Source organism: Neobacillus sp. PVCKKU3, from assembly GCF_058323225.1.
The window spans coordinates 20727-34308 of sequence record NZ_JBLVQN010000004.1 but is presented as its reverse complement, the minus strand read 5'-3'; the positions used below and the strand labels follow the sequence as shown (position 1 = coordinate 34308).

Annotated in this window: 17 protein-coding genes; 5 read left to right on the top strand and 12 right to left on the bottom strand. The window is 39.3% G+C overall.

Annotated elements, in window-relative coordinates:
* Window positions 1-18: 18 nt before the first annotated feature.
* Window positions 19-453, top strand: coding sequence for an SRPBCC family protein (locus tag ACNQGS_RS03975; RefSeq protein ID WP_491486226.1), 435 nt, complete (start codon window positions 19-21; stop codon window positions 451-453).
* Window positions 454-488: 35 nt separating this feature from the next.
* Window positions 489-734 carry a replicative helicase loader/inhibitor gene (locus tag ACNQGS_RS03970; RefSeq protein WP_491486225.1) on the top strand — a complete coding sequence of 82 codons (246 nt, stop codon included), beginning with the start codon at window positions 489-491 and terminating at the stop codon, window positions 732-734.
* Window positions 735-789: 55 nt separating this feature from the next.
* On the opposite strand, the gene ACNQGS_RS03965 is transcribed toward ACNQGS_RS03970, so the two are convergent.
* The gene (locus ACNQGS_RS03965; protein ID WP_491486224.1) at window positions 790-1626 is read right to left on the bottom strand and encodes a DUF4405 domain-containing protein; all 837 of its coding nucleotides are present in this window, start codon (window positions 1624-1626) and stop codon (window positions 790-792) included.
* Window positions 1627-1844: 218 nt separating this feature from the next.
* Between ACNQGS_RS03965 and ACNQGS_RS03960 the strand changes: the two genes are divergently transcribed.
* Window positions 1845-2282 (top strand): GNAT family N-acetyltransferase, encoded by a 438-nt coding sequence (locus ACNQGS_RS03960; RefSeq protein ID WP_464494135.1) that lies wholly within the window; start codon window positions 1845-1847, stop codon window positions 2280-2282.
* A 32-nt stretch (window positions 2283-2314) separates the two neighbouring features.
* Here ACNQGS_RS03960 and ACNQGS_RS03955 read toward each other — a convergent pair whose 3' ends face one another.
* The 9 genes from ACNQGS_RS03955 to treP form a co-directional block, all read right to left on the bottom strand.
* Window positions 2315-3421, bottom strand: coding sequence for an ion channel (locus tag ACNQGS_RS03955; RefSeq protein ID WP_491486223.1), 1107 nt, complete (start codon window positions 3419-3421; stop codon window positions 2315-2317).
* 104 nt (window positions 3422-3525) lie between these two features.
* A complete protein-coding gene (locus ACNQGS_RS03950) occupies window positions 3526-4143 on the bottom strand; it encodes an RraA family protein (RefSeq protein ID WP_491486222.1) in 618 nt (205 codons plus the stop codon).
* A 135-nt stretch (window positions 4144-4278) separates the two neighbouring features.
* Entirely contained in the window at window positions 4279-4521 is a 243-nt protein-coding gene (locus ACNQGS_RS03945) for a hypothetical protein (RefSeq protein WP_491486221.1), read from the bottom strand.
* A gap of 35 nt (window positions 4522-4556) precedes the next feature.
* Window positions 4557-4799 (bottom strand): hypothetical protein, encoded by a 243-nt coding sequence (locus tag ACNQGS_RS03940; RefSeq protein ID WP_423802285.1) that lies wholly within the window; start codon window positions 4797-4799, stop codon window positions 4557-4559.
* 13 nt (window positions 4800-4812) lie between these two features.
* Window positions 4813-5040, bottom strand: a complete 228-nt coding sequence (locus ACNQGS_RS03935) for a hypothetical protein (RefSeq protein ID WP_491486220.1) — start codon at window positions 5038-5040, stop codon at window positions 4813-4815.
* Window positions 5041-5321: 281 nt separating this feature from the next.
* Window positions 5322-5999, bottom strand: a complete 678-nt coding sequence (locus tag ACNQGS_RS03930; RefSeq protein WP_491486219.1) for an SOS response-associated peptidase — start codon at window positions 5997-5999, stop codon at window positions 5322-5324.
* 86 nt (window positions 6000-6085) lie between these two features.
* Window positions 6086-6799, bottom strand: a complete 714-nt coding sequence (gene treR, locus ACNQGS_RS03925) for a trehalose operon repressor (protein ID WP_491486218.1) — start codon at window positions 6797-6799, stop codon at window positions 6086-6088.
* Window positions 6800-6813: 14 nt separating this feature from the next.
* Window positions 6814-8481 carry an alpha,alpha-phosphotrehalase gene (gene treC / locus ACNQGS_RS03920; protein ID WP_491486217.1) on the bottom strand — a complete coding sequence of 556 codons (1668 nt, stop codon included), beginning with the start codon at window positions 8479-8481 and terminating at the stop codon, window positions 6814-6816.
* Between the two features lie 65 nt (window positions 8482-8546).
* Complete coding sequence (gene treP / locus ACNQGS_RS03915; RefSeq protein WP_491486216.1) at window positions 8547-9971, bottom strand: PTS system trehalose-specific EIIBC component; 1425 nt, start codon at window positions 9969-9971, stop codon at window positions 8547-8549.
* 394 nt (window positions 9972-10365) lie between these two features.
* Here treP and ACNQGS_RS03910 point away from each other — a divergent pair, with 394 nt between their 5' ends.
* Window positions 10366-10971, top strand: a complete 606-nt coding sequence (locus tag ACNQGS_RS03910; RefSeq protein WP_491486215.1) for a GNAT family N-acetyltransferase — start codon at window positions 10366-10368, stop codon at window positions 10969-10971.
* 59 nt (window positions 10972-11030) lie between these two features.
* On the opposite strand, the gene ACNQGS_RS03905 is transcribed toward ACNQGS_RS03910, so the two are convergent.
* Window positions 11031-11423, bottom strand: a complete 393-nt coding sequence (locus ACNQGS_RS03905; RefSeq protein ID WP_491486214.1) for a thiol-disulfide oxidoreductase DCC family protein — start codon at window positions 11421-11423, stop codon at window positions 11031-11033.
* A gap of 167 nt (window positions 11424-11590) precedes the next feature.
* Between ACNQGS_RS03905 and ACNQGS_RS03900 the strand changes: the two genes are divergently transcribed.
* A complete protein-coding gene (locus ACNQGS_RS03900) occupies window positions 11591-12664 on the top strand; it encodes an NAD(P)H-dependent flavin oxidoreductase (protein WP_491486213.1) in 1074 nt (357 codons plus the stop codon).
* Between the two features lie 174 nt (window positions 12665-12838).
* Here ACNQGS_RS03900 and ACNQGS_RS03895 read toward each other — a convergent pair whose 3' ends face one another.
* Window positions 12839-13507 carry a DUF2642 domain-containing protein gene (locus tag ACNQGS_RS03895; protein WP_423802293.1) on the bottom strand — a complete coding sequence of 223 codons (669 nt, stop codon included), beginning with the start codon at window positions 13505-13507 and terminating at the stop codon, window positions 12839-12841.
* Window positions 13508-13582: the final 75 nt, after the last annotated feature.

The window sequence follows — 13582 nt, the reverse complement described above, 5'->3', positions numbered from 1 at the left end:
AAAGAGAGTGGATTAGAAATGAATAATTTAACAAAGTTTCAAATTAAAAAGCCTGCCAAAGATGTATTTGAGGCCTTTGTCAATCCTTCGAAAATCGGTAATTTTTGGTTCTCATCGAGTTCAGAAAGATGGGCAGCGGGAAAGACCATCAAATTGGAATATGATTTGTATAATGCTGAACTGGAAATTAAAGTGGTAAAAGTAGAGGAGAATAAAAAAATTGTCTTTCTTTGGGGTCCGCCAGAGGACGAACATACCGTAACCATCAGCTTAAAAGAAATGGATTCGTCCGGCACGATTATTGAAATAATGGAAGAAGGCTTTCAAGAGAATGACACTGCATTAATACATAATATTCTGGACAATAAAGAAGGTTGGGTATTTATGCTGACCTGTTTAAAAGCTTATCTGGAATTTGGCGTGAATCAATTACGTGGCGGATTACTGAAATAATCATTATTCCAAGGGATTACAAAAGGAGATTCTCATTGACTAAACAAGAGACGTATAAACTGATTGTCTTGATTGAAAGGGTATATCCTCTCTTTGTGGCAAAAAATGAAACGGTCCAACAATGGTTTAGCGTTTGTGCCGAGTTGGATTACGAGTCCGTACTTGGAAGTATTCATGAGCATATAAGAATAAGTCCATATCCCCCTGCAATTAATGATATTCTTTCTAAAAAGTGGAAAAGTAACAATTGGATGAATGAATATCTTCTCAAATTATCATAAGAAGTAAAAAAGTCCGGAGCTACAACCGGACTTTTTTTAAATCACAAATACATTTTTATGTCATTTGAGGATGGGCCAATTTAGATTTCCGTTTTTTCCTTAAAATTCGCTTTTCAATATAATAAGTAGGAATGATGATCACTGCCCAAATCGCAAAATAGTTAAGAACTACGAGAAACGGGTTGCTTGATCCTCCATGTCCTTCTTTTCCATGGAATTTTTCATTTCGAAAATCTCCATTAGGAGGTCCTTGCTTTGTCATCGCAGTTGAGTTCTCTGTATTTAGGGTATTTCCATTATTAGATGTTTGAGTGCTTTGCTGCATTTGCATCGGTTTGAACTCACCAATGCTTGGTGTAGCTGTAGAACCGAACCATTGAATTCCCCCTGCGAAAATAGCGAGTGACAGGGCAACTGATGCAATAACACCTTTCCTAAATTTCCCTTCCTTTGTTTTAAATGCCTTTTTGCAGATACTCATTACCCACTGCCAATGTACACCAACGTGAAGTCCAACAAATGCAAGTGTGGCATCAGCAGATAGTCCATGCAATTCACGAATAGTGTGATTTCCCTGAATGGCGAGGCTTGGTAATACAACCCTAGAAATTAATATGCCTGTGATAATAACACCTGCCATCGAAATTAACAACAGTACGTTTAAAAGATAACTAAATCGTGTTTTATTAGGAAGCTTCGGGTCAAAGATCTTTTTTGTTGTATTGACCACCCAGCGATAGTTCAAGCCGATGTGTACTAGAATAGCAACTCCTATTACCAGTCCTGCAATTTCGTGAAACGGCAGTCCATCTAATACTCTTGGATTCATTAGCAGCACAAACGTGATAGCCATCATCAAATCGAGAACAATTTTCGTATAATTCTTTTTCATCTTAATTCCTCCGAATTCATTCATTCACCTTAACTGTTTCCCATTATGGTGCGTGAACCTTAAGAAAACCTTAAGCCAAAAATAAATCCTTATTTTTTGTAAAAAGAACTTTTCATTTTTGGGGAATAAAAAAGACTATTAAAAATGAATCCAATTGAAGTACAATAAAGTGTACCAAAAATAGGAAACTGAGAATTTATAAGGGGGTGCGGAGAATTATGAATCTAATCAAAGCCACAATCAATGACCTGGATGCTGTAACAGAGCTTTTTGATTTATACAGACAATTTTACCAGCAATCGCCTGATTCCGAAGGAGCACGGGAGTTTTTAAAGACGAGAATATTAAATGGGGAATCGGTTATTTTCATCGCTTATGAAGGTGGGGAAGCGGTTGGTTTTACGCAGTTGTATCCAAGCTTTTCATCAGTTAGCATGAAGCGTTCTTGGATTTTGAATGATTTGTATGTGAAAAAGGAATACCGTGGCAAGGGTGCCGGCGAAAAATTAATTCATAAGGCAATTGAAATGGCACGGGATACTGGAGCAAAAGGTGTACTGCTTGAGACAGCCTCTGACAATATTCCTGCTCAAGGTCTTTATGAAAAAATTGGCTTCAAAAGAGAAACACATTATTTTTATTATTTTTCTATTTAGGGGTGGTGTTTTTCCCACCCTTTTTTTAAAAATTATTTTTCAACATGTGTAGTTAATTGGCTGATGGTCTCCTTATCACAAATGACAAACAGCTGGGCATCTTCGGGAATCATTTGGTCCAGCTTTTGATTAATGTGCATGTCTCCCCGGTCGGCTACTAACGTTGCCCCTTGATTAAGCAGTTCAAAAAAAGCATCACGGTACGTTTTCCACTCCTTTTTTTTCGGAATTTCATACATGGAATCACCATACTGTGTACTCATTAATTCTGAATACATATGGGTAACGCCATGTGAGAATAATGAACGGACGGCAGCGTGCGAAATCATTTCCTGGGTTGGAATAAATTCATCGACCTGAACATGTTTGAACAATTGGATATGGTTTTCATTGATAACTTCTGCCGTAACATGAATATCTTTTTTTAATTTTTCCTCAAGTGTTGTGATCGCGGTCGCCACTAGTAAGGTTTTGCCGTCAACAAGAAGAGGGTCCTTGGTTAAAAAGTTATCCTGTGCAACCTGGTCGGCAAAAATGATTACACCCTTAGCTTTTGGAAGGTTGGCGTTCATGAGTGTTTCTTCGTCGGTCGCATCACCGCGGACATAAAATAGGTGTTCCTCGGAAATTGGAGCTTTTTCTAAATTATCAATAATGACGATATCCGTCTTTTTGTCTGTCTTAAGAATTTCCTTTACGGCTAATTTTGTTTTCGGGCTCCAGCCAATCAGAATAATATGATGTTTCCCTGTATATTTCATTTTTCCTCCAACCTTAAGCTTATCAATTATGTATACGGTATTAATGACTTTACCAACAAATACACTTATTAACCCAATACCGGTGATGTAAAGAAAGATGGTATAAATTTTTCCTGCATCTGTTACTGGCGCATAGTCACCGAAACCTACAGTTGCCAGCGTGGTTAATACCCAATAGATTGAGGTAATGTACGATTCAAAGGTTTTTGGTTCTATCCAGAAAATCCCAAGCGCCGCCAATAAAATGTATAAAAGCACAAAAGGGACTAATATTTTATCCCTGAGCATAATTAAATGATAAAGAATCTTTTTAATCTTCATCCCCACAAGCAACCATCCCAGCCAAAAATCTACATTTATAATCTTTATATTTCCCAAACTTCGCCAAATAAGTATACGAATTAAAAACGGTCAGGCACCATTTTAAAGTAGGATCAAAAAATATAAAACCCCCATTCCTGAATAGGAAAAAGGGGGCATTTTTATTTGGAAAGCATTTCATCCAAATGTTTAATGATCGCTTCACGATTGCCGGAAATCTTTTCTTCTCTTTGCTGGTCTTTTTTCAATTTGTTTTGAGATTTAGTTAAAATCTCTTGTTCAATTGATTGAGGGACGACAACTACTCCATCGGCATCTCCAACAACGATGTCACCAGGGTTTATCGTGACTCCGCCGCAGGATATCGGCACATTGATTTCCCCGACACCTGCTTTGCCGCTTGCCGCGACCGCCGTACCTCGGGAGAAAACAGGGAAGTTTAATTCTTTAATACCCACAATATCACGGATGACACCATCAACCACCAAGCCGCCGATTCCGAGAGTCTGCATCATGCCGACAACAAAATCGCCGGCAATGGCACGGTATTGGTCTCCTTTGGCATCAACCACCAAGATATCACCCGGCTGTGCGTTGCGAATCGCTTTTAAAACAGCCAAATTATCTCCGACTGGAATTTTGACCGTAAAGGCCCGCCCTGCAAGCTTGTACTCTTCCTTAATTGGTTTAATGGAAGGGTGTAGGTTATTTAAACCATCCATTCCATCGGAAATGCAGGTTGTCGGCAGATTCTTAAATTCGTTTAGTAGGTTATCCATACTAGCGATTCTCCTTTATGTAAAGTTTCCTTTATTATACTACTATTCTAACAAATTGGAATATTGGAAAAGTTTTAGTGAAGAAGAACATAAAAATGGCCGCCGGCAGAAAAGCCAGACGGCCATTTTTATATACTAAATAAAACTGCTTTTTCCTGTCCAACTGTCACTGAAATCTTGGTCATATACCGTACAAATCGGAATATAAAGCGGAACAAAGTCGCCGTTTTGCTCTCCATAGCCTTGATTCCGTTTATAGGAAACAAATTGGTCGATAAATAGATTGGGGCCCATGTTCATGACGGAGGCGTGGTCGAAAACATTAATTTTTATATCACCAAGATTGATGTTCATTGGTGCAAAGATCAAAAGGTTCACCTCAATGTATAGTGGATTTTTTTCCCTAATGCCATTTAGATAACACTGTTTTTCACTGTTCCACTATCATTAATGTCTGGATCAATGACATAGTTAATCGGAATGTTGACAGGGGAGATATCACCGTTTTGTTCGCCGACTCCTTGGTTTCTTTTATAAGATAGAAACTGATCGATAAATTGGTTCGGTCCAAAGTTGATCACAGAGGTGTTATCCACTGCATTAATCTTAAAACCAATGAAATTGATGGCCATAGGTGCAATATTCAAACCAATCACTCCTGTTCAATTTTTAGGCGTGCGGCCCCGGCTTGGGTTCGCTTTTAATCGAAGGCATATCAATCATTTCATCATCAAATATGATTCCGATAGGAAAAACGGTTGTAGAATCATCGGCCATCTGCTGGCCGAATCCCTGATTTTTCTTCCCAACTGTATTGATGCCCAAATAAATATTTTGACCAAAGGAAACAGCGCTCTTATGGTCAGGGGTGCCAACTTTTAAATAACAAATATTCATATTTGTAGGAATGAAAACCAATCATCTCACCTCTAAAAACAAAAGGTATCAACAAGTCACTGCAATTTAGTGGGGGTGCCCCTGGTTATTTGCTGATGGTATTTTACATTGTATTCACTTTATATGTGATACAGACCATTTATACGGATGGGTTTCGGACAAAAAAAAGAAAGTGGCTTCCGGCCACTTAAAAGAAGGAAAAACTTAATGGGTTAGTACATCATATGAAAGAATGTGGACGTGCATATAGGCAACTTGTCCATAGTCGGAAAAAATGTGCGTTAGCATATTTTTTGAATGAGATCCATCGAGTTGTTTTTTGGCGAGTTTACTAGCGAAGAGACCTCGTATGCTTCCATCTGATTTTTATTAAATGACACCAGAAATTGATTAAGGAAATTCGTATCCGTAATCGAGGGGTCAAGCCATTTATGTTCGTCCTCCGGTTTTAAAATGACCGGCATTCGGTCATGAATATCCTTCATCAATTCGTTCGGGGCTGTTGTTATGACAGAGCAGGAAAAGACAGATTGCCCTTCGGGGGATTTCCATTTGTCCCAAAGTCCGGCCATCGCAAAAAGGTTATCATCCTTCAGTTTAATCCGCATTGGTGTTTTCGTTTTATCATCATTTCGTTTCCACTCGTAAAAGCTATCCGCAATAATAAGGCAGCGCTTTTTCTGGAATGGCTTTTGGAAGCTTGGTTTTTCTGTTAAAGTTTCTGCCCGAGCATTGATCATTTTATGACCAATCGACATGTCCTTGGCCCAGGGAGGAATCCACCCCCATTTTAAAAAGCCCATCCTATTGGACGTGCCATCATTGATGATTGCCAATACCAGTTGAGAGGGGGCAATGTTAAAGCTTGGCAAATAATTTTCCTCATCAAGGAAAGCTTGTATATCGAACCGGTCAAGAATCTGATCAATCGTTGCTGTTAAGGTAAATCGCCCGCACATACTTTTCACCTCAGGTTCTTAAGTTAGGTTTATTGTAGCAAAAAATTAAAAAGGAAACCTCTTTTACAAGAGATTTCCTTTAAGAATCAATGTGTCCTCCGGGCAAAGTCGACGAACCGAAACTTATCGGGGCGATGTCTAGATTCCGTATATTGAAATAGGCTGGCATCATCCAGGTATACAAGGTTTTTAATAACAACAATGTTATGAAAACCATCAAGATCCAGAAGGGCACGGTCCTCATCCGTCGGTTCTTCAACCACTATTTCTTTTTTCGCAAAACTGATAGTAAGATTCAAGTCTTTTTCCAAATACTCATAAATAGAATCTGCGCAGATTTCTTCAGTTAATTCAGGAACAAACTTTTTATTCAGGAAGTCCTTATCTAAAATGATCTTTTCGCCGCCGATTTCACGTGTCCGCACGACTTTCCAGACTTGATCTTTCCCGGATAGCTGGAGCTGCTGCCGGATATAGCTGTCCGGTTTCATTAATTCTAACTCATTCACGATGGTTTTGGGTTTCCGGCCCATTTTTTGCCCAAGCTCTTTAAAGCTGACCAGTCCGGAAACAGGGAAGTCGAACTTGGAGACATCGATGACGATGGATCCTTTGCCGCGGACTTTTTGAATATATCCATTTTGCGACAGCAAATTTAGCGCTTTACGGATCGTTTCCCTCGATGTTTGGAATTGTTCCGTTAATTCATTCTCAGAGGGGAGCAGCGTCTGTGGAGAAATTTCTCCGTTTTTAATTTGTTCGACAATCCTATTATAGATCGTTAAATATTTGTTAGTCATAAAGACATCACCAATCACTTCTTTAAATGGTAAACTATCGATTCATACGGCCGTAAATGTATTTCGTTCCCAAATGAAGCCGAATCCTCATAATTAGAGATTATCACTTCAGCATGTTCACCATCAAGATGTAAGTGAGAAGGGAGAGAGACCGTTTTTTCTTTTCCGTAAAAATTATTTAGAACAAGTATTTTTTCAACGCCATTAGAACGAACGTAAGCTAAAACCTCTTTGTCATCTTCTAAAATTAATTCGAAGTCTCCGTCTGTTATGATATCGTAATTTTTTCTAAGTTGAATGAGCTTTTGATAATGATAGAAGATAGAATTGGGATCATGTATGGCATTTTCGGCATTGATCTCAGGGGAATTTTCCGCTGTATTAATCCATGGAGTGCCATCCGTAAACCCGCCATTGCGGCTGGAATCCCATTGCACGGGCGTTCTTGAGTTATCTCGTGATTTTTGTTTCAAGATATCGAGTATTTCTTTTTCACTCATACCTTCGTTTTTCATGATTTCATAAATATTCAAGGATTCCACATCACGGTAGTCTCCGATCGAATCAAAGTTCGGATTGGTCATTCCGAATTCTTCCCCTTGATAAATATAAGGGGTGCCCTGCATCATGTGGAGAGCTGTTGCCAGCATTTTTGCTGATTCCTTATGATATTTCCTGTCATTCCCAAAACGTGACACAGCTCGTGGCTGGTCGTGATTGCACCAGAAAAGGGCATTCCAGCCGCCACCTTGATTCATCTCTACCTGCCATTTAGAAAGAATCGTTTTAAGGTCATGGAAATCGAAATCCGCTCTCGTCCACTTATCCCCATTCGGGTAATCTACCTTCAGATGATGGAAGCTAAACACCATATTTAACTCTTCACGTTCGGGTTTTGTGTAATTGATACAATGGTCAATAGAAGTAGACGACATTTCACCGACTGTTATTAAATCATAATGTGAAAAAACCTTTTCGTTCATCTCATGCAGAAACTCGTGGATTCTTGGACCATCTGTGTAAAATTTGCGTCCGTCCGTTTCATCCTGCGGAAATTGCTGGTTTTTCGAGATGAGATTGATGACGTCAAGACGGAAGCCATCGACACCTTTTTTAAGCCAAAAATGCATCATTTCATATAAGGCTTTGCGGACCCTTTCGTTTTCCCAGTTTAGATCCGCTTGGGTTACATCGAAGAGATGTAGGTAATATTGGCCGGTCGTTTCATCAAACTGCCACGCTGAACCGCCAAATTTGGACTGCCAGTTGTTAGGCGGTTCTCCGTTTACACCATCCTTCCAAATGTAGAAGTCGCGGTATGGGTTATCCTTTGAGGATTTTGCCTGCTTAAACCATTCATGTTCTGTTGAGGTATGATTGATGACAATATCCATCATGATTTTTAAACCGCGCTGATGGGCTGCATTCAGGAGCTGTTCGAAATCTTCCATTGTGCCGTATTCTGGATAAATGCTGTAATAATCGCTTATGTCATAACCATTATCCCGCTGCGGAGATTGATAAATAGGGGTGAGCCAAAGGACATCAACACCTAAATTTTTCAAATAGTCGAGTTTTTCAATGATTCCTTGTAGATCGCCGGAACCGTTTCCGGTTGTATCCTTAAAGCTTTTTGGATAAATTTGATAAACAACTGCATTTTTCCACCAAGCTGTTGACATTTTTTGCACCTGCCCAATTTATTTAATGTGAAAAGGAGGGAGTTGTTCTCCCTCCTTGATTGGAGTTATTTTTTCAAAGAGAATTTATTCATACCTGTTTTTGCAAAGATATTTGTTAACAGGAATGGAACTACAATAGCAATAATCATGCAGACTGCAAACATTGCCATATGTTTTGCTTGTATCGATAAGATGCCAGGAAGACCGCCGACACCAATTGAGTTAGCCATAACACCGCTTGCTACAGATACAACGCCTGCAACCATGGAACCAATCATTGCGGCCAAGAATGGGAAACCATATTTTAAGTTTATCCCAAACATTGCCGGCTCGGTAACTCCTAGGTAACAGGAAATGGTCGCTGGGATTGAAACTTGCTTTTCCTCTTCGTTTTTGCGGTTGATAAAAATCATCGCAAGAACGGCAGAACCTTGAGCGATATTGGATAAAGCAATCATTGGCCACAGGTTTGTACCGCCGAGTTCACTCATCAACTGAAGGTCAATTGCGTTCGTCATATGGTGTAAGCCTGTAATGACTAGTGGAGCATAAGCAAATCCAAAGATTGCTGCAAACAACCAGCCGAATGAAGAGGTTAAGCTTGAATAAACCACATGAGAAATGCCTGAACCGATTTGCCAGCCGATCGGACCTAAAATTGTGTGAGCAATTAATACAGTCGGAACGAGTGCAAAAAATGGTACAACAATCATCGAGATGGAATTTGGCACCACTTTACGCAGTCTTGTTTCAAGGAAGCCTAAAGTTAATCCAGCTAGAATCGCCGGGATTACTTGAGCCTGATAACCAATCATCTTAATGTGTGCAAAACCAAAATCCCACGTAGGAATTTCTTTCGCTCCTGCAACGGCATATGCATTTAGCAATTGCGGTGATACTAAGGTAATTCCGAGAACAATACCAAGAATTTGCGATGCGCCCATTTTCTTGGCTACGGACCAGGTGATGCCGACAGGAAGGAAGTGGAAAATCGCCTCGCCAATCAGCCAAAGAAAGGAGTGGACACCGGCCCAAAATTGAGAAACTTCTACAATTGTTTTTGTTCCATCATCTAATAGTTTAATGTCGCCAATAATATTTCGGAATCCCAGGATTAAACCGCCGACAACAAGGGCCGGAATTAATGGTGTGAAGATTTCAGCCAAATGGCCCATCATACGCTGAAGCCAGTTCTGATTTTTCTTCGCTGCAATTTTTGCTTCTTCTTTTGAAGCGCCTTCAACACCTGCAATTTTTTCAAATTCATTGTAGAAGCTTGAAACTTCATTTCCAATGATAACTTGGAATTGACCGGCTTGGGTAAATGTACCTTTTACAAGTCCGATTGATTCAATACTTTTTACATCAGCTTTTGATGGATCATTTAAAACAAACCGCATCCTAGTTACACAGTGAGTAACGGCCGCAATGTTTTCTTTACCGCCAATATGTTTGAGTAATTCCTTTGAAGGATCTGTGTATTTACTCATCTGATTTCCCCCTAACGAATGGGTAATACCCCATTTGTTTCCTATATTTTTATCAAACCCTTAATTTTATACAGGTTTTGTATACGTTTACCAGTTTGTTCAGACAACCTGTATATACAAGTTTTGATTACGTTTTCATTATGACTTGTATATACAGGTTTGTCAACAAAAAAAGTCAGTAAAAGTGGGAGCGTTTGGATAGAAAATCCTGGTTTTCCTGAATTTTTAAAATACTTTTAGTCTTTAACACTTTAAACTATTGAATGAATTTTTAGAAAATGTTACACTATAGATGTTTAAATTCTTCTGAGTTTAGACCTCCTAATTTGAGACTTAGTTGTGACCGCTAGGTTCTCGCTTTGGCCCTTGACTTTGTTCAAGGGTCTTTTTTTTAATGGAATTTTATGAGTATGATGATAGAAAGTACTTTATGGAGGTTGTCCATTATTGGAATTTAAAACAATTGACTACTTTGATGAGGCTATATGGGGCAAGATTTTTCCCATTTATCAAGAGGCTTTTCTTGGTAAGGGAGCAAAGCCGGAGAAGATTATCCGAAAACATGTTCAGGAAGAAGCTTTGTTTCTTGCATGTCGGATTTTTGGATAATCAGGCAGCGGCAATGGCAATCAGCGGAAAACTTGCTGGAATATCTGCGTTATTAATTGATTACCTTGCTGTACAAACAGAATACCAAAACCAGGGAATTGGTAAAAACATGGTTACTTATATTAAAGAATGGTCGGCGCTGGAAGGCCAATGTGAGAATCTTGTTATAGAGGTTGAATCCGACCCGACCCCCGAAAACCTCGCAAGAATTCGCTTTTGGGAAAAATGCGGTTTTACCATAACAGATTACATTCATCATTACATATGGGTGCCTGAACCTTATCGGGCCATGTTTTTTAAATTGGTTCCTGACACCGCGTTGCCTGAAAGCGGAGAGGAAATTTTTAAGTATATTGGTGCCTTTCATAAAAAGTCGTTTACCGGTTCTTGAAATCTTTAAAAAGGAAAAAACAGCACCTAGAGGGGCTGTTTTGTTTTAGTTTAGCAGCATTAATCTAAAAATCTATTTTTCCATTCCGGTTTTGGAAGCATGCAGCTTTCTGTTTTTCCGAACCACTTATATCGGTTGCTGGCAATTGTTTTATAAAGCCGGTCACGAATGGGGCGGGGGATGATGAACAGAACAGCGAGGAGTCTCCATGCCCCTGAAAGATCCTTACAAACTTTAAGTACTGCCGTTGATTCAAGGTAGATTTTTTCATTTTCTATTAGCACAAAACTGTTCATCTTATGGGGTAAGGTGAATTTCTTGAGCAGGTTTTGTCCGGAGACACCTTGCTGGGATGCAAATTTGAATTGGCCTGAGGAATCCCTTTTTATAATAAATTGGACGCTCTTATTGCAAAGATTGCAGACCCCATCATACAAAATAATTCGTTCCATTTAGACACCCACTTATCCATTCACACTTTGTTTATATCGATAGCTTACCATAATATTGGAGCAGTTTCTCATTGTTGCTTACCAGAAATATCATGATTTTCCGAATTTATCTTGCAGGAAATCGAATTTAATCGTTATAGTTAAGTTAGGTATAGAGGAGGTTGAATATGTGGGAAAATTCTTTAACGAAGTTGCTGGAAGTTAAGTATCCAATTATTCAGGCGCCAATGGCTGGAGGGGTGACAACTTCGGAATTAGTTGCCGCTGTTTCCAATAGCGGTGGGCTCGGAATGATTGGCGCGGGTTATTTAAATCCAAGTCAATTGAGGCAGCAAATTCATGAAATTCGTGAGTTAACTTCAAGTAATTTTGGTGTGAATTTATTTGTTCCAAGTACTTATCATGTCGATGAGGATAAGATTAACAATGCCAAATCCGTTTTAATACCTCTGCAGAAGGAATTGGGAATAGAGGGTAATCCAAGTCTCCCTAGTTTCGAAGAAGACCTAAAGAAGTTTCATGAACAGGTGGATATCATTATCGAAGAAAAAATCCCAGTGTGTTCCTTTACCTTTGGACTGCCGTCAGCGGAAATCACAGCCAAACTTAAACAAAATTCTATTATCCTGATTGGAACGGCCACAACAGTACAGGAAACAAAATTGAATCAAGAAGCAGGGATGGATGCGGTTGTGGTCCAAGGGATGGAAGCGGGCGGACACCGCGGGTCGTTTTTAGGCGGGGACCAAGAAAGTTTAATCGGTTTGATATCACTTATTCCACAAGCTGCGGACAATGTAAGTATTCCCATTATCGCTGCAGGCGGTATCATGGATGGGCGTGGTTTGATGGCGGCTAAATGTTTGGGCGCATTAGCAGTACAAATGGGGACGGCCTTCTTGGTATGTCAAGAAAGCGGCGCCAATAAACTACATAAACAGGCAATTCTAGAAGCGGTAGAGGACCAAACAGTTTTAACCAAAGCCTTTTCCGGTAAAATGGCTAGAGGGGTAAACAATCAGTTTATCGAAAAGCATAAACAAATGGAGGATAAGCTTCCTGACTATCCAGTGCAAAACGAGCTGACTAAGGCGGTTAGAAAAGCCTCGGCCGCTAATGGAAAACACGAATATATGTCACTCTGGTCCGGACAAAGTCCAAGGCTGGCTAGAAACATAACCGTGAGCAAATTAATCGGCAGGATCATATCAGAGGCTGAAAACCTTCAATCAAAGTTATAACTTTGAAAAACGGCCTACCAATAAAACAACAAGGCTGAATCAGAAACAATAAGAATCTGGTTCAGCCTTTCTTATCAGTAAATTGTCTAAGGCTGTGCCTGACATCACTTAGATACCACTTTATTTTGTGCCTAGAGCTTGTTTACTTTGCGGGCAGATGAGCATAGATAGTTGCTACGTCATGTGGAGGGTTTTGATGTGATGGAGGTTGAGGTAGACTGGGTCTTCTTTGGCTGAGATTAATTCGACGAAGTTGTTTTTTATGTTTTGGATTTTGCCAATGACATTTTCATTTTCTCCAATGTTGAAGACAACCAGTTCTCCTTTTAGTTTTTCTACTTGGATTTCGAATGATCGAGCAAAGGTGATATTACTTGGATTTACGGGTAAATTGGAGTTGCTTAGGCCATAAGGTCTTTTATTGTTTGTGTAAGGTATAAGCCATTTTAAATGATTTAAGGAGATAAACATGGTTTTGTAAATAGGTGAATAAAAAACAAAATAATTGTTCATGATGCTGATAATGTAGCCATGCAGTGCTTGTTTACTTGTAACATAGATTTCTGTAAAAATACCCTTCGCGGATGTAAGGATTTTCCTTAAAGAGATATCTTCATTATGATTATAGATAGGGGTCGGTTCATTACTGATTGTTATTTCCTCAATTTCATCCTGTTTGAGATACTGCCAGTTTTGTATATGAATAGTAGGGATGTAAAGATAATCAGTCCCGTTAAACAATACACACAAATCACCGCCAACATCAATCAGCATACCGCTTAAAAGCTTCTTGCCGGCAATTTCAATTTTTATATATTTTCCAATTGCTTCTTTAAAATTCATTTCACACACTCCTTTCCAAAGAGTGACGTTTACAAAAAGAGAGGGGCTTTCAACATTCCCTTATAATAAAAATTG

Coding starts and splice junctions, on each gene's coding strand:
- ACNQGS_RS03975 (WP_491486226.1), top strand. CDS start 19: ATGAATAATTTAACAAAGTTTCAAATTAAAAAGCCTGCCAAAGATGTA.
- ACNQGS_RS03965 (WP_491486224.1), bottom strand. CDS start 1,626: ATGAAAAAGAATTATACGAAAATTGTTCTCGATTTGATGATGGCTATC.
- ACNQGS_RS03960 (WP_464494135.1), top strand. CDS start 1,845: ATGAATCTAATCAAAGCCACAATCAATGACCTGGATGCTGTAACAGAG.
- ACNQGS_RS03950 (WP_491486222.1), bottom strand. CDS start 4,143: ATGGATAACCTACTAAACGAATTTAAGAATCTGCCGACAACCTGCATT.
- ACNQGS_RS03935 (WP_491486220.1), bottom strand. CDS start 5,040: ATGAATATTTGTTATTTAAAAGTTGGCACCCCTGACCATAAGAGCGCT.
- ACNQGS_RS03930 (WP_491486219.1), bottom strand. CDS start 5,999: ATGTGCGGGCGATTTACCTTAACAGCAACGATTGATCAGATTCTTGAC.
- treR (WP_491486218.1), bottom strand. CDS start 6,799: ATGACTAACAAATATTTAACGATCTATAATAGGATTGTCGAACAAATT.
- treC (WP_491486217.1), bottom strand. CDS start 8,481: ATGTCAACAGCTTGGTGGAAAAATGCAGTTGTTTATCAAATTTATCCA.
- treP (WP_491486216.1), bottom strand. CDS start 9,971: ATGAGTAAATACACAGATCCTTCAAAGGAATTACTCAAACATATTGGC.
- ACNQGS_RS03910 (WP_491486215.1), top strand. CDS start 10,366: ATGGAATTTTATGAGTATGATGATAGAAAGTACTTTATGGAGGTTGTC.
- ACNQGS_RS03905 (WP_491486214.1), bottom strand. CDS start 11,423: ATGGAACGAATTATTTTGTATGATGGGGTCTGCAATCTTTGCAATAAG.
- ACNQGS_RS03900 (WP_491486213.1), top strand. CDS start 11,591: ATGTGGGAAAATTCTTTAACGAAGTTGCTGGAAGTTAAGTATCCAATT.
- ACNQGS_RS03895 (WP_423802293.1), bottom strand. CDS start 13,507: ATGAATTTTAAAGAAGCAATTGGAAAATATATAAAAATTGAAATTGCC.